The 25,568-nt window shown below is 41.5% G+C and carries 24 protein-coding genes; 13 read left to right on the top strand and 11 right to left on the bottom strand.

The window, feature by feature from the left end; translation table 11 throughout:
• Positions 1-65 precede the first annotated feature (65 nt).
• Positions 66-1,817 carry a GspE/PulE family protein gene (locus SHALO_RS07345; protein WP_069478015.1) on the top strand — a complete coding sequence of 584 codons (1,752 nt, stop codon included), beginning with the start codon at positions 66-68 and terminating at the stop codon, positions 1,815-1,817.
• Positions 1,814-3,055 carry a type II secretion system F family protein gene (locus SHALO_RS07340; RefSeq protein ID WP_069478014.1) on the top strand — a complete coding sequence of 414 codons (1,242 nt, stop codon included), beginning with the start codon at positions 1,814-1,816 and terminating at the stop codon, positions 3,053-3,055. Before SHALO_RS07345 ends, SHALO_RS07340 begins: the two co-directional genes overlap by 4 nt.
• Before the next feature lie 38 nt (positions 3,056-3,093).
• On the opposite strand, the gene SHALO_RS07335 is transcribed toward SHALO_RS07340, so the two are convergent.
• Together SHALO_RS07335 and flgH are read right to left on the bottom strand one after the other, a co-directional pair.
• Positions 3,094-3,537: a hypothetical protein gene (locus tag SHALO_RS07335; protein ID WP_069478013.1), complete on the bottom strand. Its 444-nt coding sequence runs from the start codon at positions 3,535-3,537 to the stop codon at positions 3,094-3,096.
• A gap of 24 nt (positions 3,538-3,561) precedes the next feature.
• Entirely contained in the window at positions 3,562-4,266 is a 705-nt protein-coding gene (gene flgH, locus SHALO_RS07330; RefSeq protein WP_069478012.1) for a flagellar basal body L-ring protein FlgH, read from the bottom strand.
• A gap of 82 nt (positions 4,267-4,348) precedes the next feature.
• Here flgH and SHALO_RS07325 point away from each other — a divergent pair, with 82 nt between their 5' ends.
• A complete protein-coding gene (locus tag SHALO_RS07325) occupies positions 4,349-4,795 on the top strand; it encodes a GatB/YqeY domain-containing protein (protein ID WP_025344620.1) in 447 nt (148 codons plus the stop codon).
• Positions 4,796-4,900: 105 nt separating this feature from the next.
• Here the strand turns inward: SHALO_RS07325 and SHALO_RS07320 are convergent, their stop codons facing one another.
• The 9 genes from SHALO_RS07320 to SHALO_RS07280 all read right to left on the bottom strand — a co-directional run bounded on the left by SHALO_RS07320 (position 4,901) and on the right by SHALO_RS07280 (position 14,511).
• Complete coding sequence (locus tag SHALO_RS07320) at positions 4,901-6,109, bottom strand: acetate/propionate family kinase (protein ID WP_069478011.1); 1,209 nt, start codon at positions 6,107-6,109, stop codon at positions 4,901-4,903.
• On the bottom strand, positions 6,106-8,214 hold the full coding sequence (gene pta / locus SHALO_RS07315; RefSeq protein ID WP_025344618.1) for a phosphate acetyltransferase: 2,109 nt from the start codon (positions 8,212-8,214) through the stop codon (positions 6,106-6,108). Before pta ends, SHALO_RS07320 begins: the two co-directional genes overlap by 4 nt.
• 69 nt (positions 8,215-8,283) lie before the next feature.
• Positions 8,284-9,720 (bottom strand): Mur ligase family protein, encoded by a 1,437-nt coding sequence (locus tag SHALO_RS07310; RefSeq protein WP_069478010.1) that lies wholly within the window; start codon positions 9,718-9,720, stop codon positions 8,284-8,286.
• A gap of 5 nt (positions 9,721-9,725) precedes the next feature.
• The gene (locus SHALO_RS07305) at positions 9,726-9,998 is read right to left on the bottom strand and encodes an acylphosphatase (protein ID WP_069478009.1); all 273 of its coding nucleotides are present in this window, start codon (positions 9,996-9,998) and stop codon (positions 9,726-9,728) included.
• Positions 9,992-10,711 carry an alpha/beta fold hydrolase gene (locus SHALO_RS07300; protein WP_069478008.1) on the bottom strand — a complete coding sequence of 240 codons (720 nt, stop codon included), beginning with the start codon at positions 10,709-10,711 and terminating at the stop codon, positions 9,992-9,994. The genes SHALO_RS07305 and SHALO_RS07300 overlap by 7 nt, the downstream gene beginning before the upstream one ends.
• Positions 10,704-10,928: a type II toxin-antitoxin system Phd/YefM family antitoxin gene (locus tag SHALO_RS07295; protein WP_037955545.1), complete on the bottom strand. Its 225-nt coding sequence runs from the start codon at positions 10,926-10,928 to the stop codon at positions 10,704-10,706. Before SHALO_RS07295 ends, SHALO_RS07300 begins: the two co-directional genes overlap by 8 nt.
• 50 nt (positions 10,929-10,978) lie before the next feature.
• Positions 10,979-12,013, bottom strand: a complete 1,035-nt coding sequence (locus SHALO_RS07290; RefSeq protein ID WP_069478007.1) for a D-alanine--D-alanine ligase — start codon at positions 12,011-12,013, stop codon at positions 10,979-10,981.
• A gap of 12 nt (positions 12,014-12,025) precedes the next feature.
• The gene (ruvA, locus tag SHALO_RS07285; RefSeq protein WP_025344612.1) at positions 12,026-12,583 is read right to left on the bottom strand and encodes a Holliday junction branch migration protein RuvA; all 558 of its coding nucleotides are present in this window, start codon (positions 12,581-12,583) and stop codon (positions 12,026-12,028) included.
• Entirely contained in the window at positions 12,580-14,511 is a 1,932-nt protein-coding gene (locus SHALO_RS07280) for a flagellar assembly protein A (RefSeq protein ID WP_084010809.1), read from the bottom strand. The genes ruvA and SHALO_RS07280 overlap by 4 nt, the downstream gene beginning before the upstream one ends.
• A gap of 136 nt (positions 14,512-14,647) precedes the next feature.
• Here SHALO_RS07280 and murJ point away from each other — a divergent pair, with 136 nt between their 5' ends.
• The 10 genes from murJ (at position 14,648) to SHALO_RS07230 (ending at position 25,530) form a co-directional block, all read left to right on the top strand.
• Entirely contained in the window at positions 14,648-16,057 is a 1,410-nt protein-coding gene (murJ, locus tag SHALO_RS07275; RefSeq protein WP_069478006.1) for a murein biosynthesis integral membrane protein MurJ, read from the top strand.
• The gene (gene cysS, locus SHALO_RS07270) at positions 16,044-17,441 is read left to right on the top strand and encodes a cysteine--tRNA ligase (RefSeq protein WP_084010808.1); all 1,398 of its coding nucleotides are present in this window, start codon (positions 16,044-16,046) and stop codon (positions 17,439-17,441) included. The genes murJ and cysS overlap by 14 nt, the downstream gene beginning before the upstream one ends.
• Positions 17,442-19,157 carry an ABC transporter ATP-binding protein gene (locus SHALO_RS07265; protein WP_069478004.1) on the top strand — a complete coding sequence of 572 codons (1,716 nt, stop codon included), beginning with the start codon at positions 17,442-17,444 and terminating at the stop codon, positions 19,155-19,157.
• A gap of 74 nt (positions 19,158-19,231) precedes the next feature.
• Complete coding sequence (locus tag SHALO_RS07260) at positions 19,232-20,296, top strand: quinone-dependent dihydroorotate dehydrogenase (protein WP_069478003.1); 1,065 nt, start codon at positions 19,232-19,234, stop codon at positions 20,294-20,296.
• A 48-nt stretch (positions 20,297-20,344) separates the two neighbouring features.
• A complete protein-coding gene (locus SHALO_RS07255) occupies positions 20,345-21,604 on the top strand; it encodes a M16 family metallopeptidase (protein ID WP_069478002.1) in 1,260 nt (419 codons plus the stop codon).
• A gap of 1 nt (position 21,605) precedes the next feature.
• Entirely contained in the window at positions 21,606-22,499 is an 894-nt protein-coding gene (dapA, locus tag SHALO_RS07250) for a 4-hydroxy-tetrahydrodipicolinate synthase (RefSeq protein ID WP_069478001.1), read from the top strand.
• Positions 22,499-23,266 carry an enoyl-ACP reductase gene (locus SHALO_RS07245; protein WP_069478000.1) on the top strand — a complete coding sequence of 256 codons (768 nt, stop codon included), beginning with the start codon at positions 22,499-22,501 and terminating at the stop codon, positions 23,264-23,266. Before dapA ends, SHALO_RS07245 begins: the two co-directional genes overlap by 1 nt.
• Positions 23,263-23,805 (top strand): CDP-diacylglycerol--glycerol-3-phosphate 3-phosphatidyltransferase, encoded by a 543-nt coding sequence (gene pgsA / locus SHALO_RS07240; protein ID WP_069477999.1) that lies wholly within the window; start codon positions 23,263-23,265, stop codon positions 23,803-23,805. Before SHALO_RS07245 ends, pgsA begins: the two co-directional genes overlap by 4 nt.
• Complete coding sequence (gene rseP / locus SHALO_RS07235; protein WP_069477998.1) at positions 23,805-24,863, top strand: RIP metalloprotease RseP; 1,059 nt, start codon at positions 23,805-23,807, stop codon at positions 24,861-24,863. The genes pgsA and rseP overlap by 1 nt, the downstream gene beginning before the upstream one ends.
• Positions 24,853-25,530 carry a YggS family pyridoxal phosphate-dependent enzyme gene (locus SHALO_RS07230; protein ID WP_069477997.1) on the top strand — a complete coding sequence of 226 codons (678 nt, stop codon included), beginning with the start codon at positions 24,853-24,855 and terminating at the stop codon, positions 25,528-25,530. The genes rseP and SHALO_RS07230 overlap by 11 nt, the downstream gene beginning before the upstream one ends.
• Positions 25,531-25,568: the final 38 nt, after the last annotated feature.

The raw sequence follows: 25,568 nt of genomic DNA, 5'->3' as shown, positions 1-25,568 counted from the left end.
ATGAGTTGGTTTCTTTGTATGAGAAATGGTACAATAGCCAAAATTTATCAACTATGGCAGAGACAATGAACGATATTACAACAACCCTCTTAACCTATCTTATTCATAACCGTATTATCGATGAAAACAGTGCTGCCAAAATCAAAGAAGAGACAAAACAAAACAGTCATAAGGTTTTAGGTGAAATTCTTTTAGAGAACAACTTTTTCACCAAAGAAGATCTGCTTATTTTAGTGATAGAGTTTTTTAAAAAAGGGTATTTGAATTTAGAAGATGTGAATGCCAATTTTGCCATTGACAGTGAAAAATTCTTACACGCTTTAGCTAAAAATCTTAACTATGAGTATCTTGATCTTGACTCGATTGACATTGACTATCGGCTCGCCTCTAAACTCCCTTTTGCACAGCTCAAAAAATACAAAGCATTGCCAATTCGCGAAGATGAGATCAATATTTTTGTAGCGCTCAAAGATCCTCTGGATATTAATGCCCAAGAGGGTGTTCAACGAATTTTCCCACGAAAACTACTCAAAGTCATCATCGCTGAGCCTTCACAAATTGATAAATACCTCATTAAAATGGAGCTTGGCGAGAGCATTAAAGGCTTGATTGGCGAGATTCGCAAAGAGATCACCTCCAGTGCTGCTGAAAATCCTCAAGAGTCTTCAGGTATTTTAAAACTGATTGAAATCATTCTTAAAACGTCGATTCTAGCCCGTGCAAGTGATATTCACATTGAGCCTACGGAGAATAACTGTATTGTCCGTAGCCGAATTGATGGAATGCTTACAGAAACGTTCATTTTTGACAAAGATATTTACCCTCCCCTTGCATCACGCATGAAACTACTCTCAAACATGGATATTGCCGAGAAGCGTAAACCGCAAGATGGTCGCTTTTCTGCTACGATCCTTGGGCGCGAGTATGACTTTAGGATTTCAGCCCTTCCTACCATCAATGGAGAGTCGATTGTTATTCGTATTTTGGATAAATCCAAGGTGATGATTAAGATTGAAGATTTGGGCATGCAGCCTGCAACCTATGCCAAATTTGCGCAAGCGATGCGAACTCCTTATGGTATTATCTTTGTAACGGGTCCTACAGGAAGTGGTAAAACGACCACGCTTTATGCCGCGCTTAATGCGATTAAAAGCGTGCAAAGTAAGATTATTACCGTTGAAGATCCTGTGGAGTACCAGCTTAACTTAACACAACAAGTCCAAGTGAATGAAAAAGCCAACCTTACCTTTGCTTCGGCCCTGCGTTCTATTTTACGACAAGATCCTGATATTATTATGATTGGTGAGGTACGCGATACTGAAACCTTACGCATTGCTGTTCAAGCAGCCCTTACAGGTCACTTGGTCTTTTCAACACTCCATACAAATGATGCCATTAGTGCCGTTACGAGGGTGGTGGATATGGGCATTGAGCCTTATTTGATCAGTGGTTCACTCATTGCTATTGAAGCTCAAAGATTGGTGCGCAAACTCTGCCCTTACTGTAAAACAAAATACACCCTTCCTAAAACGGCCTATGATGAGATCAAAGCACTGCTTCCTGACGAGTATCAATTTTATAAACATAATGGATGCGAAAAGTGCTCTCAAACAGGCTATCTGGGACGTGAAATGATCTCAGAAATTCTACCCATTAGTGAGAAAATTTCCAGTATGATCGCCCAAGGTGCTTCCAAGAGCGAAATTAAAGAGCAGGCCATCAAAGAGGGATTTTTTGATATGTATCAAGATGGTATTACGCGTGCAGCCAATGGCATTACCTCACTGGATGAGATTGCAAGGGTGGCCAAAGGATGAAATATTTTGAAGTGAATTACCTATTTAAAGGTCAAAAAACTAAAACTGTTGTTAAGTCACCGAACCGTAGCGATGCTATTGCCATTGCAAAAGTTAAAATTCCTGGTGTTATTTTAAATGTTAAAGAGACTTCAGCACCCCTTGAAGACCAACTTAGTGAATTAAAAACGCAGTTTTTAGGCGCGCTTTTTCGTAAAAAAATCAAGATGCCAAACCTCATTGCCGCAATCAGACAACTCAGCGTTATGACCAATGCAGGGATTTCTATTCACGATAGCGTCAAAGAAGTTGCCAATGCCACGGTTGACAAATCACTCAAAGAGATCTTTAACAGTGTCAATGACGATCTCAACTCGGGTCTTAGCCTCACACAAGCCTTAATGAATTACCGTGAAGAGGTTGGCGATGTGACACTGGCTCTTGTTGAGCTGGGTGAAAGTACCGGTAACATGGCAGAATCTTTGGAAAAACTCGCAGAAATTTTGGAAGAGATAGAAGAGAATAGACAAAAATTTAAAAAAGCGATGCGTTATCCCATTACCGTCGTTATTGCCATTGCCATTGCTTTTTCAATTTTAATGGTTTATGTCGTTCCCAAATTTAAAGATATTTTCTCAAAGCTCAAGGCGGAACTTCCCCTGCCTACAAAGATCCTTCTTTTTATGGAAAATCTGATTAATAATTATGGTCTCTACCTTCTTGCGGCGATTTTTATTACCATTGTTCTCTTTAAATATCTCCTAGTGCACAACGAAGAGTTCAAAAAAAAGTATGATCAATATATTCTCAAGCTTTATCTTATTGGTAACATCATCTTTTATGCCACTCTGAGTCGTTTTTGCCTTGTCTTCACAGAGCTTATTCGTGCAGGTATTCCCATTGCTGATGCGTTGGATACAGCCTTGTTAACGCTGGATAACACCCATCTTAAAAAAAGACTCTCGGCTGTCAAAGTTTCCGTTCAGCGTGGTATCTCGCTAACCGAATCGTTTCGTGATACAGGGCTTTTTGAGGGAATGTTAATTCAGATGATTCAAGCAGGTGAGCAAAGTGGTACGCTTGATAAAATGCTGGAAAAAGTGACACAATATTTCAAGTCACGCTTTAGCCAAATTATCGACAATATAGCAAGTTATATTGAGCCTATTTTGCTTGGATTTATTGCAGCGATGGTTCTATTAATGGCACTTGGTATTTTTATGCCAATGTGGGATATGGCAAAAGCGGTTAAATCGTAATCAAAACCCTTGCCTTACATGTAAGGCAAGGGTAGCGCTTAAAACTCTTTAGGAATCGTACAATCCAGTTGGTCTTTAAACGTTTCATTGGCTAAGGTAATGAGCTCTTTTTGCCCTATTTTGGCGATCAAACATAAAGCACCCAGTTTTTTACACCATAAACGCTCTACTTTGATGCGGTAATCATCCTCTTTTACTTTCGTATAAATGCTCCAACTACGAATACTCTTTTTCTCTTTATACCCTAAAAGATCGATAATCTCTTTATCATCAATTTTGCGCTCAATCACGGAGCGTAGTTGTGTCTCATTCAGCCCTAATCGCCATGCTTTGTAGCCAATCACAATAGCTCTAGCACGCTCGGGGGTAGCGGTTTTGAGTTTATCAAAACTGACGCCAAAATACTTGAGGGCTACAATAATATCTTTAGCTTTAAAAATTTTATCTCGTTCGATAAATTTAGGTGCGTTAACGTTTTCCAATCACTGTCCTTTGTCATAAATACATTAAAATGGCCAAATGGTTTCCATAAATTTGGTACCCCATGGCTTTGTGTTCGTTTGATCAATATCGCCTTCTGTTTTGTAGAGAATCTTCGCTTCAGCAATATATTTAGAATCAATGTTATTGTACTGATCAATATCATACGGGCGAATCACACCGCTCACTTGAATCATCTGTTTCTCGCCGTTGATCAATAACTCACGACTCCCTTCAATAAAATAATTGCCATTATTTAAAATTTTAATGATACGTGCTGAAATCGTCGTGGAAAAACTCTCATTTCGGGTGTTTGTTCCTGATCCCGTAAAAGAGTTACTTGAGCCTGCAGTAAAGCCAATATTGCCCACTTTATTGAGTTGTCTCGCTGCATTACCAGCCACACCTCCAGCGGCAGTTGTGATGCCCGCACCCAAATTGCTTGAGTTCTCTTTTTCAAGTGTTTTTTTCCCTGTAGAACTTTGGGCTGTATTCTCTGTAATCGTCACGGTTACGACATCATTGACGTGCATTGCTTTAAGATCGGCAAAGAGAGGATTATCCCCTTGACCAAAAAGACTACCAGGGTTAGGGGTCACATTTTCATTCACGCGCGAAGGAATTTCATCGACATAAACAGGCGCTTTCATGCTAATTTGAGGACTCGCAGGATGTGCAGAGCAACCCGCTAAGGCCAAAACAGCTACAAAGCTACATGTAAGAACTCTCATACAACTCCATTTTATTCTATTTTTTACCATTATACTATAAAATGTACGCCTCTAAAGCAAATTAAGTTTCTAAGGAAAAAAGATGTCACAACTCAAAACAAAACTCCAAGATGATCTCAAAGAGGCAATGAAAACCAAAGACAATTTTAAACGTGATGTGATCCGTTTTTTGATGAGTGCACTCAAACAAATCGAAGTCGATGAGCGCAAAGAGCTGAGTGATGCGGACATCATGAAAATCATCCAAAAATCACTCAAACAACGCGATGACGCCTCAACCGCCTTTAAAGAAGCAGACCGAATGGATCTTTACGATAAAGAGATGGCAGAAGCGGCTATTTTAAAATCGTATTTGCCACAACAATTGGATGATGAAGCACTTAAAATCATCGTTCAAAAACATATTCAATCCAGTGGTGCTACGAGCCTGAAAGAGATTGGAAAGATTATGGCAGGTGTGCTTGCAGAATGCGAAGGCGTGGCAGATGGTAAACGCATCAACGCTATTGCCAAAGAACTTTTAATTTAGAATTCTATTAGAACGCTTATCACGCTTTTAAAGCAAAGCTTTAAAAACTCTGTTAATAAAGAAGGTTTACATGTAAAGATTTTTCTTTACATGTAAACACTAATTTTAGTGATGTTTTTCGATCATCTCCATCGTTTCCATTGCGATTTCCAACTCTTCGTTTGTAGGGATAACTAATACTTTGACCTTGCTATCTGGTGCGCTAATTTGCAGAATATCGCTTGAGCGCATTTCATTGAGCAGTGGATCAATCTTAATGCCAAAATTTTCTAAATTTTCACACGACTTGAGGCGAACCCCACTGTCATTTTCACCAATTCCGCCTGTAAAAACGATGCAATCGACACGCCCAAGTACCGCGCTGTAAGAGCCAATGTACTTTTTCAGACGGTAGTTAAACATATCGCGCGCAAGCTGAGCTTTTTCATCGCCCTCTTCTGCCATTTGCGTAATTTCTCGCATGTCGTTGCTTCCGCATATCCCTTTTAAACCACTCTCTTTATTGAGCATTTTATCAAGATCATCAAGTGTCAGCCCACGCTTTCGTGCCAAATAGAACAAAATAGCAGGGTCAATATCGCCACTGCGTGTTCCCATAATGAGTCCTTCAAGCGGTGTTAAGCCCATAGAAGTGTCCACACTTTTACCATTTTCAATGGCAGCAACACTCGCACCGTTGCCTAAGTGAAGCGTAATGGCATTGAGGGTATTGACATCTTGCTTCAGGTATTTGGCGGCTTCTTTCACAATGTAGCGATGCGATGTTCCATGAAAACCATAACGACGAATGCGTAAATCATCATAATATTTGTAAGGAATCGCGTACATGTAAGCGTATTTTGGCAATGTTGAATGAAAAGCAGTGTCAAAAATGGCCACTTGAGGCACATTGGGGCTTTGGTGCACCGCGACTCTCATTCCTGCTAAATGTCCAGGATTGTGCAAGGGTCCTAGAGGAATCAGACGCTCAATCTCCGACATAACATACTCATTGACCATCGCAGGTTCTTGAAACGAAGCGCCTCCTTGAACAACACGGTGCCCGATGCCATCAAGATCATTGAGATCTTTAATCACACCCGAATGAATCAACGCTTGACTCATCCATTTGAGTGCTTCATCATGATCAGGAATGGCACATTTTTGCTCTCGTTTATGCTCAACATCATCCGCATCTTTGTACTTAATTTTAGCCATCGACTCTTTTTCGCCGATTTGCTCAATCATACCACTGGCGAGAACGGCATTATTTGCCATATTAAAGAGTTGATATTTAACAGAAGAACTACCCGCATTTAAGACTAAAATTTTCACTTAATATCTCCATCATTGGTTTGTGCTTGAATGGCTGTAATGGCAACGGTATTGACAATATCAGGGACTAAACATCCACGACTTAAGTCATTAACTGGTTTTCTAAGGCCTTGTAAAACGGGACCAATGGCAACCGCACCGGAGCTTCTTTGAACCGCTTTGTAGGTGTTATTGCCTGTATTAAGATCGGGGAAGATAAAGATCGTTGCTTTACCAGCGACCTGACTGTTTGGCAGTTTGGTTTTAGCAACACTTGGATCAATGGCAGCGTCGTATTGAATCGGACCTTCGACCAATAAATCAGGACGTGTCTCTTTGACAATCTTCGTTGCAAGACGCACTTTTTCAACCTCTTCACCCTTGCCTGAATCACCCGTAGAGTAAGAAAGCATCGCGATTTTTGGCTCAATACCAAACATTTTTGCCGTATCGGCAGAGGAGATAGCAATTTGCGCAAGCTCCTCTGCATTAGGGTCTTGATTGACGGCACAATCGCCATAAACCAACACACGTGTATCCAAACACATAAAGAAAAGGCTCGAAACAATGGAGATACCTGGCTTAGTTTTGATGATCTGAAGCGCAGGTCGAATCGTCTCTTGTGTCGTGTGAATAGCGCCTGAAACCATACCATCGGCATGTCCAAGATAGACCATCATCGTTCCAAAGTAATTTTTCATCATCATGCTATCGCGTGCCACATCAAGCGCAAGCCCTTTGGCTTTTCGCATCTCGTAAAACGACGTCACAAACTCATCCATAAGCGGAGAATTCAACGGATCGATGATGGTCGCTTTGCTAATGTCTAGTCCAAGACTTGCACTTTTTTGGCGAACCTCTTCTTCAACGCCTAAAAGAATAATATCAGCAACATCACGACGCAACAAAATCTCTGTTGCACGCAAAATGCGCTCATCATTGCTCTCAGGCAAGACAATTTTTTTACGATCTCTTCTCGCACGCTCAAAAAGTGCATACTCAAACATAATCGGAGTAATAGCACTTGTGGCTGATTCGGTGTCGATACACTTTTCAATCTCTGTGATATTGACATTGGAAGAGAAAAGTCCCATAGCCAACGCGATTTTTCGTACACTTTGCGGTGTAATGGTTGCAGGAACTTTCGCAACATTGACTGCTGTATTAAAGGTGCCATCTTCCACACTTAAGATAGGAATAGAGAGATCTTTAAATCCTGCAACAAGCTTGTTGATGGATTTGTGAGGCATCATACCAGCGGTCAGTAAAATACCTGAGATGTTCGGGTAATTGTTAGAAAAAACCGTACTCAAGCAGCCGACAATAATGTCAGAGCGATCACCTGAAGTGATAACCAAGTCGCCATCTTCGATGTATTCTAAGAAATTATCGAGTTTCATCGCTGCAATTTTGCTCTGTTTGACCACACGTCTGAGATCTTTTTCTTCACCGTAAATGTGCATACAGCCAAGCGCTTTTTTGATTTCAGCGACGGTTGGAGTGTCGAGTTCTGGAACTTCGGGTAAAAAATAGAGCGGTGCGCATTGTAAAGCATCTTGTTTTGAAAGCGCTTTGAGCTCTTCAGCTTCGTCTTCGCCTAAACGATTGACAAAGGTTGCAAAGTGTTGACAGCCTGCACCTTTAATCGCCTCTGCTTCAATCAAAATCTCATCCATCACCTCTTTGACGCTCTTATTTTTGCCTTTGAGGACACCAATAAAAGGGCTACTGAGATTTTTAGCAATGGAGAGATTGATGTCAAAATCAAGTGCTTGTGAAAAGTTAGACTGATTGAGCCCTTCGATGAGAACAAAATCATACTGGCTTTCCAAGATTTTGAGTTTATCAATAAGGTTTTCTAAAACGTGATTGAACTTATTTTCTGCAATTAAGCTTTCAACTTCATGTACCGTATAACCATAGGCATCTTTATACTCCATACCCAGTGCATAATACTCTAACATAAAGTTAATATCTTTATCGGCTCCACTGCCATCTAAAATGACAGGGCGAAAAAAAGCAACTCTCCCAAGACGGCTTTTTAACAGCTCCATAATACCCATCGCTACGATCAGACTGCCCGCTGCTGGCGCAAGCGATGAGATATATAAACTCTTCGTTTTCATCTCACTCCTTTTAAATTATCCCCTATCATACTTTAGATCGTATAACATTCGTATAATAAAATAGGATTTTTAGATAAAATTTGGAGCATCATTCGAAAAAAGTATCACATCTCCCGCGTGCGTTTGTTCCGCCAAGGTCTCTTGGAGTTTTGATTTATCACTGAGTATAATCTTCTGCGCTTTTTTTACATGTAAATCTAAGATCTCAACATTAGCCTTGCCTGTGAGGATCACCAGATCAAAAACAGCGTCTATTTTTTGCGCTAGAGCGGCATTGGCCTCTTCACTGCTTTCAACAATACCTGGCGTGATGATCACTTTGCGCCCCACATGCGTTGCAACAAGATCGTATGAACTCAGCATGCCTTCTAAATTACCATTGTAACTATCATCAATAATAAGCTTTCCACCTGCCTCAATTTTTTGCAGACGATGCTCCACGCCTTGCAGATTTGCAACCGCTTCTTTAATCACAGGAAGTTCCAGCCCCAACGCGCGTGCAACGTGAATCGCTGCGGCAATATTGATAGCATTAAACGCACCCAAAAGCTTACATGTAAAGTGCTCTTTAACGCCATCAAGCATCATAGAAAAGCTGAGCCCTTGCAATGAGGCTTCAATATCGCTCAACTCAGAGCCAAATGAGAGGATCATCGAGGTTGGTTTAATGTTGGCACTCTCATGCACAAAAGCCTTCTCAAGTCGCGTTGAGTTGATCATCTCCATTTTGGTATTGCGGATGTTTTCAAGCGTTTTAAAGTACTCAATATGCTGTTCTCCAATGCACCCTACCACGGCGATATGCGGATGAACCAGTCGCGCGATCTCATCAATGTCACCTCGCATACGTGCTCCTGCTTCAACGATGTAAACATCGCATACATCGGGTAGTGATTCATTAATGTCTTTGATGATGCCTCCAAGAGTATTGACACTGCGAGGCGTTTTGTAGACCTTGAGTTGGCTGCTTAAAATCTGTGCCAGAAAGTTTTTAATGCTCGTTTTTCCGTAACTGGCAGTAATGGCAACCACTTTGAGCTTTGGATTGTTCATCAATCTGTGCTGTGCCTCTTTTTTAAACCCTTCAAAAAGGATCTTTTCGTACACCATACTTGCACATTGAGCCACCGCCAAAGGAATGATGATGCCCAGTTTGAAACATGAGGCAAGCATTAAACATAACAGATCTTGAAACAAGGTTGCTAACACTAAAAAGAGGAAAAAGCGTTTGACGCGTGCCGTCCAGACCAATTTTTTGTCCATCTTTTTTTGCCAAACAAACAGCAGTGCTAAAAAGAGTGCAACAAACGCGTAGAGAAAAATGCCTTCTAAAAAATAATAACCCATTAATGGAAGCGCAAAGAAGTAAAGATGCCAGTCGTAACGGTTGTAGTGGAAGAAAATGCGTTCAAGCCTATAGCTGTACCACTGCATTGCGGTGATAAAATAAAACCCGATTCCTAAAATAAAACATAGATGTACCACACTTAAAACCATTTGATCCATAACCCTTATCTCTTTTCAAAATCATCAAAGATCATCATTTCGATCTTTTTACATGTAACGTCGTGAACCGCTGAAAACAGTGTTCCATCGTAAAGCTTGCTGATAAAAAACTCCAACTCTTCTTCAAATTCAGTGTTGATGACCACTTCAACGCTGCCATCTGCAAGATTTTTCACATAACCAACGTAGTCCAAAGCCTTTGCTACACTGAGCACAAAACGACGATACCCTACGCCTTGAACATGCCCTGTGACATTAAGCAGATAGGTATTCACCATCCAAACTCTCCCAGTGTTTTTTCAATCTGTTTTGCCTGTTTGATAAAAAAGAAATGATCGCCTTCCATCGCATAAAAGTGACTTCCCTTGATAAGCGCGTGCATCTTTTCGCCACTTGAAAGAGGAGTTGCGGTGTCCTCTTTTCCCCAAAACAGAAAGCTTTTGGCTTTACATGTAAGAAATTGCGCGCTCAAGTCTTCGTTGACAACGCATTTGAGAATTTCATACATCACGTTACTCATGCCCTCCACATCTTTGGTCGCAAAAAAGCGGTAGAACGAGCGTGGAGCGAAGGGTTTGAGCAGTTTAAAAAGTGCTATTTTTGCTCTGATTTTCAGGGATTTTGGCGCAAGTATGCCAGCACTGGAGAGTAGCACCAACACCTCTGGCTGAAGTAATGTGGCAACTTTTCCCCCAAAAGAGTGTCCAAAAACGATGAGAGGTTTTACATGTAAAGCCTTCAAGAAAACCTGAACAATGTCTGCGTAAGTTCCTGTTTCAATGACATCATTAATGGAAGAAGCTCCAAATCCAGGAAGATCAAGATAGAGATGCTGGTACGCAGGAAAGCACTTGCCAAACGCTTGCTTCATGATCTCTTTACTGCTTCCCCAGCCATGTAGAAACAGAATCGTTTGAGGTTGATGTTGGTTGAGTAGCTCGTAGGAGAGCGCATACGTGCTATTTTGAAATACAATCTCTCTCTTAGCCATCACTCTTCTTTTTCGTGCTAGCGTAGATTTTTTCCAAAATATGAACCGCTTCGCTCATTTTTTCGTATTCGTCCACCGTAATCATTACCGCTTCAAAACGGTTATTTTTCACGATGACGATACGTTTGTTTTCCCCTTTACTGAGGCTTCCTAAGACGGAGCTAAAGTTGCGCACCATATCGGTTGCTGTCATTATCTCGTTTTTAGCGTAGGTCATTACATACCTTTGTGCAAAATTTTATGTAATATCTTACATAAACAACACTGTTACTTCCCTTTAGCGGCTTGAATTGAGTTAATATAGCGGTACTCTTTGCTCATCGTAATATCTTTGGGTAAGTAGTTTGAAAGCGCTTTCATCACGCCATCAAAATCATCAAAAAGGTAATTTGCCATGCTTCCAGGAATGGGGTTAATCTCATTCAAATAAACTTTGCCCTCAACAACAAAGAAGTCACAACGAATGAGTGCACCTAAAAAGAGTGGATCGTAAAGCCTCTCAAACGCCTCTTTAATGCTGGCTTCTTCTTGGGCATCAAGCGTGGCTTCATTAACTCTTTTGGTGCGTGAAAAGTCCAAATACTTTTTATCAAAGTCTAAAAATTCCTCTTTTTGGGGCTCTTCAATGATCGAAAATTGAAATGCGTCGGTCTTGCACCCTGCAAGATTGTACTCTTTGACACCGCTAATAAAAGGCTCTATTAAAACCGTGTCATCAAATTCAAAGGCGACATCGAGTGCATACTCAAGCTCTTTTTTCTCTTTCACAATGCCAATCCCAATGGAACTTCCAAGACGAAGCGGCTTGATGATCAAAGGATACGGAACACGAATCAGCTCATTGCTACCTTTACGAAGCGCTTGGTAATCGAGCACATTCACACCCACTTCTTGTGCGTAGAGTTTCGTAAACAGTTTGTTGTAACTGATGCAACTCCCCTCTGTGCGTGGACCAATGTAAGGCACACCAAAAAAATCAAGCAGTGAACTTAGTTTTCCATCTTCGCCATCTCGTCCATGCACAAGGTTGATCATCACATCAAACGTAATTTTCTCTTCTCCCAGCATCTTTTTAGCGTAAAAACCACCTTGCTTAAGGAGAAGCGCTTTGTCTTTTTTGTACTCACCACTGCTAAAGCGTTTGGAGGTAATTTTATCGGTCGGGATCAGGTAAAAATTACGTTCATAATCACAAAAAATATAAACAATGTCGCATTTTAGGACTTTTTTAAGCGCGATGGCACTCACCACGCTAATCTCATGTTCAAAACTTTGGGCGCCAAATAAAACGGCTACAGTCATTTTCTTCCTTTGTTAACTAAGCTTTCTAAGAGCTTCTTTGATCAGTGTTTGGGTATCAACTCCCTGACAGGTGCTCAGGACTTTTTTAATCATCTCTTTCTTAAATCCAAGGCTTTCAAGTGCCAAAGAGGCTTCGATCATGCTTCCAGAGCTGTGATCATCATAGTTTAATTGCAATGAAAAATCACTGAGTTCCACTAAGATGCGCTTGGCACTTTTAGGGCCAATGCCTGGAACCTTTTGAAAGGCTTGCACATTTTGACTCACCAAGGCTTGCGCAAAATCATCAGGACTGAGTGTAGAGCAAACCGCCAAAGCCGTTGAAGGGCCAATGCCATTGAGTTTAATCAATGTATCAAACACTTTTTTCTCATTTTCATCGATAAATCCGTACAAACTGTGCTGATCTTCGCGGATAATTTGGCTTACATGTAACGCTATCACATCGGTGGTAATCTTTCCAATGCAGACCAAGGAGACAAAGACTTTATAAGTCAGTCCTGAAGCGGTTTTAATATGAACAAACGTCACCTCTTTTTTAACGACGTGTCCTTCAATTCCTACTATCATTTGTTGCTGTACTCCGTTGAGCGCATCACTCTGTGTTCACCGGTTCCCATATCTTTGAGCGTAATTTCACGTGCGATTTCGCGCTCCTTAGGATTGTAGGTCACATCTTTTGGCGGATAAATCAGTCTAAAGCGCACTTCGTTAAACTCTTTCCACGCCGAATGGTTGATGATTTTGGCAGAGAAGACCTTATTTTGAACGCGATTGAGCTCTTCTCGGTACTCTTGCAACTCCTCTTTTTTATCTTTAAACGTTTGCAAAAAGGTGTTGTAATCAATCACTTTTTCTTGAAAATCCTTGATCTTGGCAAAAAGTGTCATAGGAGGCTCAACGCCGGTTCGCTTAAGCTCCATAATCTTCTCTTTGACCATCTCTGCCATCGGTTTATTTTTATCAATAAACTCTTTTTTAGAACTTAACTGCCTTGGAAAAGCTTTGAGCTCTTCTTCAAGCTTTTCGATCTTTTTATTGATCGACTCAATGAGCTCATTAAACTCTTTGGTCACGCTTGGATCAATGATAAATTTGTTATTGGTTCCCTTAAGCTCCGTCACTTCTAAAATTTCCGAAGCCGTTATTTTGGCGTTCGACATAAGATTGTCGATTTTGACAATCTTGGCGATTATTTCACCGCCGATCATATGTTTTACATGTACAGTATCGCCAACCACTTTGCCGCCTTCTAAACGGTCAATTTCAACATCAATACCATTGGCTTCGCCACGGTGAACTGCGATGATGATTTTATCGGCTTCAATGTAAGAGCTTTGATGGGTTTGCCCACCAATTTCAGCGATTTTTGCTTTAATTTTAGCGCCACTTCCGATGTTACCGTCCACATGCACTTCAGTAGTTTCCACACTCATTCCCGCACCAATGGCATCTTTAAGAATGTCTTTTTCTTTGATGTTGATCTTGATGTTTGAGCCCAAACTTGCATCGATAGATCCCGTGGATTTAAAGCTAATCTCGTTAATCTCCATCTGATCTTGAATATCGTAGGTACCTTTGTCAAAATTGACATAACCACCACGGTTGGCAATGTATTTGATGCTCGTTTCGCTCTCTTTTTTCGTCAAATTAGGGGTGATCAAAATAGGAGCATCATTGGCTTTTCGAGGCTCTTTTACAGGAATAAAAGCACCCCTGCAATTACGCCCAGGCATACCAACTTGCGGTTTAATGTACTCAATAATGCACTCATCTTTATCTACGGCTAAAACAAATCCTCGCTTGGAATAGTCCACTTTTCCATCGCTGCTTTTCGCATTAATTTTCTTTTTATAATGAAAGATCAGATCGTCATTCACACAAGGGATTTCATCCACACCTTGACACACAACAAAGGTCTGATTTTGATCAATAATGCCATTAACGCGAATATTTGCGACAATTTTTTTGACCTCTTTGTGCATGTTTTGGTCACGAATGCCTACCAAAATACCCGCTTTGATCTTTTTGATCTGAATATCTTCAATCATCTTCTCTTCAAGTTTCGGGGTAAATCGCACATCATTGCTTTTCGCAACCATCGCAATAATCTTAGTAAGGCTTTTATTACCGCTCAGTGTTATATCAGGAAGTGGTGTATGATCGTCCTCTTGATCGTCAATTTTATAAATCTCAATGCGATAGTGCTGCGTGAGTTTAAGATTGGGATTGAGTAAGAAACCATCATCGTGCAAGAGTTTGAGCTCATCCTCATTCATTTCATTATTTTCGCTCTTTTCATCACTGTAGTAAGTGGTCGTGCGAAGCAGTGTGAAAGTAAGATCCGTTACTTTCAGATGATTCGCAATAGCAACATTTTTTACTTCTTTGATGACATTTGTGGTGTCAATAACAATGGATTTAAATTCAGAGGTTCCACCATCGTTTTGCTTCGCCTCGTCGGTATGAGTTCCCTTGATTTTGTCAAATAGCCCCAATGTTATGTACCTCAGTTTTTGTATGAGCCCTAATAATGCTCTGAATTAAATATCGACAAATGTGATATAAATGTTGCTTATCTTAGCGAAAAATAGATAAAAATTTCGTTTAAACGTTATTTAGATAAAATTCTAAATGCTTATAAAATCATTTTTCACAAACAGTATCGGAACACTGGTCTCACGTATCTTTGGATTTATTCGAGATATGCTGAGTGCTTCTATTTTAGGGGCTAATATTTACAGCGACATTTTCTTTGTTGCCTTTAAATTTCCCAATCTTTTTCGTCGTATTTTCGCTGAAGGTGCGTTTACACAAAGTTTTATTCCCAGTTTTATCAAATCACCGCGCAAGGCACTTTTTACCTATACCATTTTCTCACGATTTTTACTTTTCCTCATTATCTTCTCATTAATCGTCACAATTTTTAGTGAATTTTTTGCCAAAATGATTGCCTTTGGTTTTGATGATGAAACCGTAGCACTCTCCGCCCCGTTTGTTGCGATTAACTTTTATTACCTGCCACTTATCTTTTGTGTCACGCTTTTTGGCTCACTGCTCCAATACAAACACCATTTCGCAGTCACTGCTTTTTCCACCGCACTGCTGAACATTGGAATGATCACAGCACTGCTTTTATTTCAAAATTATGACCGTAAAACGATTGTGTATGCTTTAAGTTATGGTGTTTTAGTCGGTGGACTTTTGCAAGTCATCGCGCATCTTTTGGCACTTAAAAGAGATCGCTTTTTCAAATTTTTAGCCCTTGGGTTTAAGTACCGCCACAAAAAAGATGCGGCATTAGAAGAGAGTCGTAAAAGCTTTAACCTCTCCTTTTGGCACTCGGTTATTGGAAATTCAACACCGCAAATTGTCTCATTTGTCGACACAACATTAGCAAGTTTTCTCGTGACAGGCAGTATCAGCTATCTTTACTATGGGAACCGTATTTTTCAACTCCCGTTGGCTCTTTTTGCGATTGCGCTTACGACGGGTCTTTTTCCTAGAATGACCCGATTACTCAAAGCAGACAAAGAAGAAGAGGCTTTCAACCTTCTTTCTCAAGGTTTTTGGCTGTTAGCGTTTTTACTCACGACCTCTACGCTGGGAGGCTTTATGCTCAGCGATGAAATCGTTTGGTTACTCTTTGAGCATGGCTCATTTTCAAAGCAAGACACCGCCAATACAGGGTTTGTGCTTGGGATGTACATGATCGGACTGATCCCTTTTGGGCTTTCTAAACTTTTTTCATTGTGGCTGTATGCGAGAATGCGCCAAAAAGAGGCGGCCATCATCGCGATGTATGCACTTGCCGCCAATCTTATCTTCTCATTTTCGCTGATCAAGCCCATGGGCGCGGCAGGACTAGCACTTGCTGGCTCCTTGTCGGCGTTTATTTTGCTCTTTTTTACCCTTCGCTCGTTTGGGCTAGCGAAGTTTTTTGCTATACTGTATAGTAAAAAAACACTTATATTAGTAGCGCTCCTTCTTGTGGAATGGGGCATTTTACGCTATGCAAAGGAACTTATTCATGCTTATATATGATTCGGTACAGAAGAAAAAAGTACCGTTTATCCCCCTTAAAGAAAACGAAGTTAAAATCTATGTCTGCGGTCCAACGGTCTATGATGATGCGCACTTAGGACATGCTAGAAGTGCGATTGCATTTGATCTTTTGCGTCGTGTGTTTACAGCACTAGGATATACCGTCACGTTTGTTAAAAACTTCACCGACATTGATGATAAAATTATTCATAAAATGAAAGAGAGTGGTAAATCACTCGAAGAGATCACCTCCTTTTACATTGAGCGCTATAAAAACGAGATGCACGCTTTACATGTAAACGATGCCGACATTGAGCCAAAGGCGACGGAGAGCGTTGCGGAGATCATTTTGTTTGTCACCTCAATGCTGGATAAAGAAGTCGCGTATGCAACAAGTGATGGTATCTATTTTGATACGGCAAAAGATGCTAAGTACCTCTCCTTAAGCCACAGAATCCTTGAAGATGATGCCTCCCAATCACGGGTAGAACAAAAAGAGGAGAAAAAAGACCAAAAAGATTTTGCACTGTGGAAATTCTCCAAAGCCAATGAACCAAGCTACCCTGCTCCATTTGGTGTGGGACGTCCTGGCTGGCACATTGAATGTTCGGCAATGATCGAAAAACACCTTGCTAGCAGTGGTGATTTTCAGATCGATATTCACGCTGGAGGCGCAGATCTTCTCTTTCCTCACCATGAAAATGAAGCGGCGCAAACGAGGTGCAAAAGCGATCAAGAGTTGGCAAAATACTGGATGCACAATGGCTTTGTAACGATTAGCGGCGAGAAGATGAGCAAATCTCTTGGCAATAGCTTCTTTCTCAAAGATGCCTTAGCGATTTACAGCGGCGAAGTGCTTCGTTTTTACCTGCTTGCAACGCACTACAGGGCTAATTTTAACTTTGCAGAAGAGGATCTTCTCAACACAAAAAAACGTCTTGATAAACTGTATCGTCTCAAAAAACGAGTCTTTGAAAGCACGCCAAGTGAGGTTTCGATGAGTTTTAAAGAGGCAATGCTTGAATCTTTGAGCGATGATCTCAACATCTCAAAAGCCTTAGCAAGTTTGGATGAGATGATCTCCTCAGCCAATGAAACGCTTGATGCCAATCCCAAAGACAAAGTGCTCAAAGCCACAACCCATGCCAATTTACAGTGGATAGAATCCCTCCTTGGCATTGGACTTTACAATCCTTACATGTATTTTCAAATTGGAGTGAGTGAGGCCGAAAAAGCGGAGATTGAGGCATTGATCGAACAACGCACTGTTGCTAAAAAAGCGAAAGATTTTGCTAAAGCGGATGAGATTCGCACGCTTTTGGAAGCCAAAGCGATTCAACTCATGGACACAGCACAAGGAACACAATGGGAAAAGGTCAACTAAATGCTCAGTATTAAAGGTGTTCTCGCACGGTTTTTTCCTTTTTTTAAAGACTATATTCCCTACTTTCTTTTAGCCATTTTAGGCATGGTGCTTTCCAGTGGTGGAACGGCGTATTCGGCGTATTTGGTGAAGCCTCTTTTGGATGAAATTTTCATCGCCAAAGATAAAGAGATGCTGCAACTCTTACCCTATGCGATCATCGCCGTCTACGCGACCAAAGAGGCGGGGCGTTACATGCAAGCTTACTTTACGGCGTATATTGGGCAAGATATTATCAAACGTTTTCGTGAAAACATTTTAGAAAATCTTTTAAAACTCGACCTCACGTTTTTTCATGAGTACCGAACGGGCGAGCTTATCAGTCGTAATACCAATGATGTTGAGCGTGTTAGAACCGTTGTTTCCAATCTTATTCCTGAATTTTTACGCGAGACATTGACTATTTTTGGGCTTGTGGGCGTTGTCATTTATCAAAGCCCTGAGCTTGCTTTTTATGCGTTGATTATCATGCCGTTGGCTATTTATCCGCTCAGCAAACTTTCAAAACGCATGAAAAAAGTTTCACGCGCTTCTCAAGAAAAAGTCTCTGACATTACCGCAAAACTGAGTGAAATTTTCAACAATATTGAAATCATTCAAGCCAATAATGCCCAAGGCTACGAACATTCGCTCTTTAAAAAAGACAATGAACGCTATTTTAAACTTACAATGAAATCGGTTAAAGTCAATGAACTCGTCAGCCCCATTATGGAGACACTAGGCTCCATTGGTGTTGCGGTTGTCATTATCGTTGGTGGCAATGAAGTCATCGATGGCACGATGAGTGTGGGCTCCTTTTTCTCTTTTTTAACGGCTCTTTTTATGCTCTACACCCCTATCAAAAAGATCTCAGGCCTTTACAATAAGATGCAAGATGCTATTGTGGCAAGCGAGCGCATTTTCTTCTTGTTGGATCAAATCCCTTCTATTACCGATGGGAAAGAAGAAATTCCTTCCAAAATTGAGACCATCACCTTTGAGAATGTTTCGCTCTCGTACGGCGAAAAACAGGCTTTAAATGAGGTAACACTTGAGACAAAATCAGGTGAAATGATCGCGCTTATTGGCGATAGTGGTGGAGGAAAGAGTTCACTTATGAATATGCTGATGCGCTTTTACGACCCCAGCAAGGGATCTATCACCATCAATGGCATGGATCTTAAATCCTTCAATTTGCACAATCTTCGTCATAATATTGCGATGGTCACACAGCGCGTTTACATTTTTCACGACACCATTGCAGCGAACGTGGCGTATGGCAAAGAGGTTAATGAAGCCAACGTCATTGATGCGCTTCAAAAAGCCAATGCGTACGAGTTTGTACAAAATCTGCCGCTGGGAATTCATACCCATTTGGATGAATTTGGCACCAATCTTTCAGGCGGTCAACGCCAGCGCATCGCCATTGCACGTGCCATTTACACCAATCCGCAAGTGCTTATTTTGGATGAAGCCACTTCAGCACTTGATTCACACAGTGAGCAAAAAATCACCGAAGCAATTGAATATCTGATTAAAGACAAGATTACCTTTGTGATCGCGCACCGTTTGAGCACGATTAAAAAAGCCGACAAAATCGTCCTGCTCAAGCACGGTAAAATTTCTGCCATAGGCAGCGACGAAGAGCTCTTAAACAGCTCGAAAGAGTACCTCAATCTAAAAGGTCTGCAACACTAAAACTGCCCAAAAATCAACCATCTTTTATCTTTAATGGGGTATAATCGCGTACTTAATATTGAAGGAAATCGAAGATGGTTGATTATTTTGGTTTGATGAAAAAATGTATGTTTAACTTCTCGCCAGAGAATGCACACCATATCGCAGAATTTTTCTTTAAACAGGGTGCTAATTTAACACCTTTTATCCTTACACCTTTAGCAGAGCGCTTTTTTATCCACGACAAACGCCTTGAACAGCATCTTTTTGGCAAAACGTTTTTCAATCCACTCGGTCTTGGCGCGGGATTTGATAAAAATGCAACGATGATTAAAATGCTCACAGCCCTTGGATTTGGGCATATTGAGTATGGCACGATTACGCCTGAGCCACAAAGTGGCAATGCCAAACCACGATTGTTTCGCTATGTTGAGCAAGAGTCCATCCAAAATGCGATGGGTTTTAACAATGAAGGCATGTATAAAGTGGGTAAACGTCTCGAAACCCTCTACCCTTTTGCAACACCGTTGGGGGCGAACATTGGAAAAAATAAAACGACAACGGCTGAAAATGCACTCAAAGATTACGAAAAATTGATTAAGCGTTTTAAAGATTTGAGTGATTATTTGGTCATCAATATCTCTTCTCCCAATACACCAGGCCTTAGAGATTTGCAAAATGAGCAGTTTATTAAAGATCTTTTTGTGATGGCAAAAGAGCTTACATGTAAACCTGTTTTACTTAAAATTGCGCCCGATCTTGCGATGGATGATGCTTTACATGTAAGCTCAACCGCGCTTGAAAATGGCGCTTCTGGCATCGTGGCAACGAACACAACGATTGACTACTCCTTGCTTCCCAACGCCAAAGATTTTGGTGGCATTAGTGGTAAAGTGTTGTGTGAGAAAAGTTTTGCGATGTTTGAAGCCCTTGCTAAAGAGTTTTACGGTAAAACGACCCTTATTTCCGTCGGTGGTATCGACTCAGCCGATGAAGCGTACCGAAGGCTTAAAGCGGGGGCGAGTTTGATCCAAGTCTATTCAGCCTTCATTTTCAAAGGACCTTCGCTCAATCGAGCGATCAATTTAGGCATTTTAGAGCGTATGGACCAAGATGGATTTACGCATATTAACGAAGTTATAGGAAGCGACAGGAGATGATAACAGATGAAAAAGGTACTACTATTTTTAATATTTTTAGGAGCATTGATGGCTAATTCACTTCCTGAGCACTTGACCAAAACCTTGGAGAATGGTCTACAAATCGTTGTCATTCCCATGCACAACAAAAGTGATGTCATCACAACAGATATTTTTTACAAAGTCGGCAGTGGCAATGAAATTATGGGGAAAAGTGGCATTGCTCACATGCTAGAGCATCTCAATTTCAAATCCACCAAAAACCTCAAAACGGGTGAATTTGACGAAATCGTCAAAGGATTTGGTGGGGTGAATAACGCCTCTACAGGGTTTGATTTTACACACTACTACATTAAAAGTTCCTCCAAGAACTTGCCAAAATCCTTAGAGCTTTTCGCAGAACTGATGCAAAATCTTAAACTCTCCGATGAAGAGTTTCAACCAGAGCGCAATGTGGTACTTGAAGAGCGCCTTTGGAGAACCGATAACTCTCCGATTGGGTATCTCTACTTCAGACTTTTCAACAACGCATTTACCTATCATCCGTATCACTGGACACCGATTGGGTTTATTAATGACATTAAAAGTTGGAGCATTGAAGATATTCGTAGTTTTCACGCTAAGTATTATCAACCCTCAAATGCTATCGTTGTTGTAGCAGGTGACATTGAGCCTGAAGAGGTATTTAGTAACGTTACCAAATACTTTGGCGAGATCAAAAACGCGACTTCTGTTCCAGCAGCGCATCATCAAGTCGAGCCACAGCAAGATGGCGCAAAACGCCTGCTCATTAAAAAAGAGAGCGAAGTGGAAATGGTGGCGATTGCCTACAAAATCCCTAACTTCGCACACAAAGATCAAGTTGCATTATCTGCTTTAAGCGAACTTCTAAGCAGTGGAAAGAGCAGTAAACTTCACCGAATTTTGGTCGATGAGAAAAAACTGGTCAATCAAATCTATGGCTACGCGATGGAAGCCAAAGACCCCTCTGTCTTCTTATTTTTAGCCGTTTGTAACCCTGGTGTGAAAGCGGAGAGCGTTGAAGTAGAGATTTTAAACATCATTGAAAGCCTTAAAAAAGGCGATGTGAGTGATCGCGATATTGAAAAGATCAAGATCAACACACGAGCCGATTTCATACACAATTTAGAGAGTTCAAGCGAGCTTGCAACGTTGTTTGGCTCGTATTATGCCAAGGGGAACATCTCCCCATTATTAACCTATGAAGAAGGCATCAATGCACTGAAAAAAGAGGATATTATCAAAGCTGTCACGACCTATTTGGTTCCACAATCATCCACGACCGTTATATTAAGAAAGGATTACTAACATGCAACAGGCGTTACAAGGAGCGATGACCGCGCTTATCACTCCGTTTAAAAATGGAAAACTCGATGAAGTTCAATACGCAAAACTTATAGAAAGACAGATTAAAAATGGCATCGACGTTGTTGTTCCTGTAGGAACGACGGGGGAGAGTGCAACACTGGATCATGACGAACACCGTCGCTGTATCGAAATAGCGGTCGATGTCTGTTCACACAGCGATGTTAAAGTGCTCGCAGGGGCGGGAAGCAATGCAACGCATGAAGCGATTGGATTGGCAAAGTTTGCCCAAGCACATGGCGCACACGGCATTCTCTCCGTCACACCGTACTATAACAAACCAACGCAAGAAGGGCTGTTTCAGCACTACAAAGCCATTTCGGGTTCTGTAGATATTCCTGTACTGTTGTACAATGTCCCAGGACGTACGGGGTGCGATTTGTTGCCAGATACCATCTTTAGACTTTTTGAAGCCTGCCCCAATATTTACGGGGTAAAAGAGGCAACAGGTTCAATTGATCGTTGTGTTGATTTGCTCGCACACCAACCCAAACTTTCCGTTTTTAGCGGTGAAGATGCGATTAACTACCCTATTTTATCCAACGGTGGATCGGGCGTTATTTCGGTTACGTCTAACATCTTACCTGACCAAATTGCAGAGCTCACGCATTTAGCGCTCAAAGGTGATTTTCATGGGGCAAAAGCGATCAATGATTCACTCTATGAGATCAATAAAACACTTTTTTGTGAGAGTAACCCTATTCCTATTAAAGCTGCGATGTACATTGCAGGATTATTGGAGAGCTTAGAGTACCGCTTACCACTGTGCGCACCGAGTAATGAGAACATGAAGCGTATTGAAAATACACTCAAAAAATATACCATCAAAGGATTTTAATGAAGGGAAAAACACTTGTCATAAGTGGCGGTACCAGAGGTATCGGACAAGCTATTGTGTATGAATTTGCCAGAGCGGGTGTGAATGTTGCATTTACGTATAATTCCAATGAAGAGATTGCAATGGAGCAAGTCAAAGATTTGGAGGCAAACTATGGCATTAAAGCTAGAGCCTACGCCCTTAATATCTTAGAACCAGAGACCTATAAAGACCTCTTTTTAGAGATCGATAAAGATTTTGATCGTGTGGATTATTTTATCTCCAATGCCATCATCTCGGGTCGCCCAGTGGTAGGTGGATACACAAAGTTTATGAAACTCAAACCCCGTGGTATCAACAACATTTTTACCGCAACCGTTAACGCTTTTGTTGTGGGAGCGCAAGAATCCGCCAAACGTATGGAAAAAGTCGGTGGTGGTAGCATCATCTCTCTCTCCTCTACAGGCAATCTTGTCTACATCGAAAACTATGCAGGTCATGGTACCGCCAAAGCGGCGGTTGAGACGATGGTACGTTACGCCGCGGCAGAACTTGGCTGTAAAGGCATTCGTGTCAATGCGGTCAGCGGCGGTCCCATCGAAACCGATGCGTTGCGAGCGTTTACTAACTACGAAGAGGTACGTGATGTTACCGCAAAACTCTCTCCTTTAGGACGTATGGGACAACCACAAGACCTTGCAGGGGCGTGTCTATTCCTTTGCTCGGAAAAAGCTTCGTGGATCACAGGGCATACCATGCTCATTGATGGTGGAACGACGTTTAAATGATGAACCTACCTAACGCACTTGCAAGCATGCGAATCGCCTTAGCGCCCCTTATGTTTATTTTTTTAGTCAATCGCGATTTGAGTCTCTTTTCAGGTTTACATGTAAGCTGGATAGACTACTTTGCGACACTCATTTTCGTGATAGCGAGTGCGACGGACTTTTTTGACGGCTACATCGCACGCAACTGGAATCAAAAAACACAGCTCGGTGCTATTTTAGATCCATTGGCAGATAAAATGCTCACCTTAGCCGCTTTTTTAGGGCTCATGATGATTGATCGAGCCAACCCTTGGGCGATTTTTCTCATCCTCACGCGTGAATTTTTCATCACAGGACTTCGTGTAGCTGCGATGGGCGAAGGCAAAGACATTGCTGCGAGTATGGCAGGCAAAGTCAAAACCGTTCTTCAGATGATCGCCATTGGTTTTTTAATGATGAACTGGCCTTTTGCAGACCTACTTTTGTGGGCAGCTGTGGCACTGACACTTTACTCTGGCTATGAATACATCATCGGCTATACCAAAAAAGGAACCCATTAATGGGAACACTTACCTCCATTCTGGTTCTTTCCTTTCTCATTTTTTTCCACGAATTGGGTCACTATTTAGCGGCACGTTTTTTTGGCGTGCATGTCGAAGTTTTTAGCATCGGATTTGGCAAAAAAGTCTTCACAAAAGTGGTTGGAAAGACGGAATATTGCCTCTCGCTCATTCCTCTGGGTGGTTACGTGCAGATGAAAGGACAAGACGATCGTGATCCGACCAAAATCAGTTATGATGCCGATAGCTACACGACCAAAGCGCCATGGAAGCGCATCATCATCCTTTTTGCAGGACCTTTTGCGAATTTCTTACTCGCCTTTTTGCTTTTCATCGCCATTGGCTCTATGGGTGTAACCAAATTTGCTCCGATTATTGGTCAAATTAGCCCAAGCTCACCCGCACTTGAAGCAGGTCTTCAAGAAAATGACCGCATTGTGATGATCAACGGCACACTCATTGAGGCGTGGGATGAAGTCAGCCAGCTGATTCAAGAGAGCACGGGCAAACTCGAAGTCAAAATCGAGCGTTTAGGCAGTGTCCAAACCCTTCTTTTAACCCCAAAAATCAACGAATACCAAAATATGTTTGGCGAGACCAAACAGAAAAAGATGATCGGCATTGCACCGAGTGGAAAAACGATGGAAGTGGTCTATGGTAGCAGCGAACTTCCAAGCTTTGCGTGGCAACAGACGGTTAAATCAACCACACTCATTTTGACCAGTCTTCAAAAATTGATCGAAGGCGTTGTCTCTCCCAAAGAGTTAGGCGGCATCATCTCCATTGTTCAAGTCACGTCCGAAGCGAGTGCCGCAGGTCTTGTCGCACTTTTTGCACTCACAGCGCTTATTTCAGTCAACCTTGGCGTGCTCAATCTTCTGCCAATTCCTGCCCTTGATGGCGGACACATTATGTTCAATCTGTACGAGCTTATCACCAAACGAGCACCGAGCGAGCGGGTTCTTACCAGTATGACCACCGCTGGTTGGATGTTGCTTTTAAGCCTGATGGCGTTGAGCATTTTTAATGATATTTACAGGCTAACCAATGGAAACTAAAAATTTTGTAACCACACTGGATGAAATTCTCACACGCGTTGAAAAAGCGCGTTTGAGTGTCGATCAACACCTGATTGTGAAGATTGTTGCTGCGAGTAAAAGTGCTGATCCTTCGATGATCGAAGCGATGTACAACGCAGGGCAACGCTGTTTTGGAGAAAATAAAATCCAAGACATGAGTGATAAAGTTCATGCCCTCGAACATCTTCCACTCGAATGGCATTTTATCGGGCGTTTACAAACCAATAAGATCAATCAGCTCATCGACTTAGAGCCTTCATTAATGCACTCGCTAAGCTCCTTAGAACTCGCGCAAGAGATCGATAAACGTTTACATGTAAAGCATAAAACGATGAACGTTTTGCTTCAAATCAACAGTGCCTATGAAGAGCAAAAAGCGGGTGTTATGCCTGAAGAGGCGCTCGAAGTGTATGAGCAAATCGCGCTTACATGTAAACATCTTCAGCTTAAAGGCGTCATGAGTATTGGTGCGCATAGCGAAGAGAGGGCCATCATTCAAAAAAGTTTTGAAACGACGCATAAAATTTTTGAATCACTCCAAAATCAGGGTGCAAAATACTGCTCTATGGGAATGAGTGATGATTTTGAACTCGCGATTGCGTGTGGGTCAAATATGATTCGTTTAGGTTCTATTTTATTTAAATAATCCTCCAATAAAAGCCCTATTTTAGGGCTTCACTCTTT

Origin of the sequence: Sulfurospirillum halorespirans DSM 13726 (assembly GCF_001723605.1) — a bacterium.
Classification (GTDB): domain Bacteria; phylum Campylobacterota; class Campylobacteria; order Campylobacterales; family Sulfurospirillaceae; genus Sulfurospirillum; species Sulfurospirillum halorespirans.
The sequence above is the reverse complement of the archived record's forward strand: the minus strand, read 5'-3'. Positions and strand labels throughout refer to the sequence as shown.

Excerpts from the sequence above, each read along its gene's own strand:
- pta (WP_025344618.1), bottom strand. The coding sequence starts at position 8,214 with ATGAAAACGAAGAGTTTATATATCTCATCGCTTGCGCCAGCAGCGGGC.
- SHALO_RS07260 (WP_069478003.1), top strand. The coding sequence starts at position 19,232 with ATGGTTGATTATTTTGGTTTGATGAAAAAATGTATGTTTAACTTCTCG.
- cysS (WP_084010808.1), top strand. The coding sequence starts at position 16,044 with ATGCTTATATATGATTCGGTACAGAAGAAAAAAGTACCGTTTATCCCC.
- murJ (WP_069478006.1), top strand. The coding sequence starts at position 14,648 with ATGCTTATAAAATCATTTTTCACAAACAGTATCGGAACACTGGTCTCA.
- SHALO_RS07305 (WP_069478009.1), bottom strand. The coding sequence starts at position 9,998 with ATGGTGAATACCTATCTGCTTAATGTCACAGGGCATGTTCAAGGCGTA.
- SHALO_RS07300 (WP_069478008.1), bottom strand. The coding sequence starts at position 10,711 with ATGGCTAAGAGAGAGATTGTATTTCAAAATAGCACGTATGCGCTCTCC.
- SHALO_RS07325 (WP_025344620.1), top strand. The coding sequence starts at position 4,349 with ATGTCACAACTCAAAACAAAACTCCAAGATGATCTCAAAGAGGCAATG.
- SHALO_RS07290 (WP_069478007.1), bottom strand. The coding sequence starts at position 12,013 with ATGACTGTAGCCGTTTTATTTGGCGCCCAAAGTTTTGAACATGAGATT.
- SHALO_RS07310 (WP_069478010.1), bottom strand. The coding sequence starts at position 9,720 with ATGGATCAAATGGTTTTAAGTGTGGTACATCTATGTTTTATTTTAGGA.
- SHALO_RS07255 (WP_069478002.1), top strand. The coding sequence starts at position 20,345 with ATGGCTAATTCACTTCCTGAGCACTTGACCAAAACCTTGGAGAATGGT.
- flgH (WP_069478012.1), bottom strand. The coding sequence starts at position 4,266 with ATGAGAGTTCTTACATGTAGCTTTGTAGCTGTTTTGGCCTTAGCGGGT.
- SHALO_RS07245 (WP_069478000.1), top strand. The coding sequence starts at position 22,499 with ATGAAGGGAAAAACACTTGTCATAAGTGGCGGTACCAGAGGTATCGGA.
- ruvA (WP_025344612.1), bottom strand. The coding sequence starts at position 12,583 with ATGATAGTAGGAATTGAAGGACACGTCGTTAAAAAAGAGGTGACGTTT.
- SHALO_RS07345 (WP_069478015.1), top strand. The coding sequence starts at position 66 with ATGAACGATATTACAACAACCCTCTTAACCTATCTTATTCATAACCGT.
- SHALO_RS07295 (WP_037955545.1), bottom strand. The coding sequence starts at position 10,928 with ATGACCTACGCTAAAAACGAGATAATGACAGCAACCGATATGGTGCGC.
- pgsA (WP_069477999.1), top strand. The coding sequence starts at position 23,263 with ATGATGAACCTACCTAACGCACTTGCAAGCATGCGAATCGCCTTAGCG.
- SHALO_RS07230 (WP_069477997.1), top strand. The coding sequence starts at position 24,853 with ATGGAAACTAAAAATTTTGTAACCACACTGGATGAAATTCTCACACGC.
- dapA (WP_069478001.1), top strand. The coding sequence starts at position 21,606 with ATGCAACAGGCGTTACAAGGAGCGATGACCGCGCTTATCACTCCGTTT.
- SHALO_RS07265 (WP_069478004.1), top strand. The coding sequence starts at position 17,442 with ATGCTCAGTATTAAAGGTGTTCTCGCACGGTTTTTTCCTTTTTTTAAA.
- rseP (WP_069477998.1), top strand. The coding sequence starts at position 23,805 with ATGGGAACACTTACCTCCATTCTGGTTCTTTCCTTTCTCATTTTTTTC.
- SHALO_RS07340 (WP_069478014.1), top strand. The coding sequence starts at position 1,814 with ATGAAATATTTTGAAGTGAATTACCTATTTAAAGGTCAAAAAACTAAA.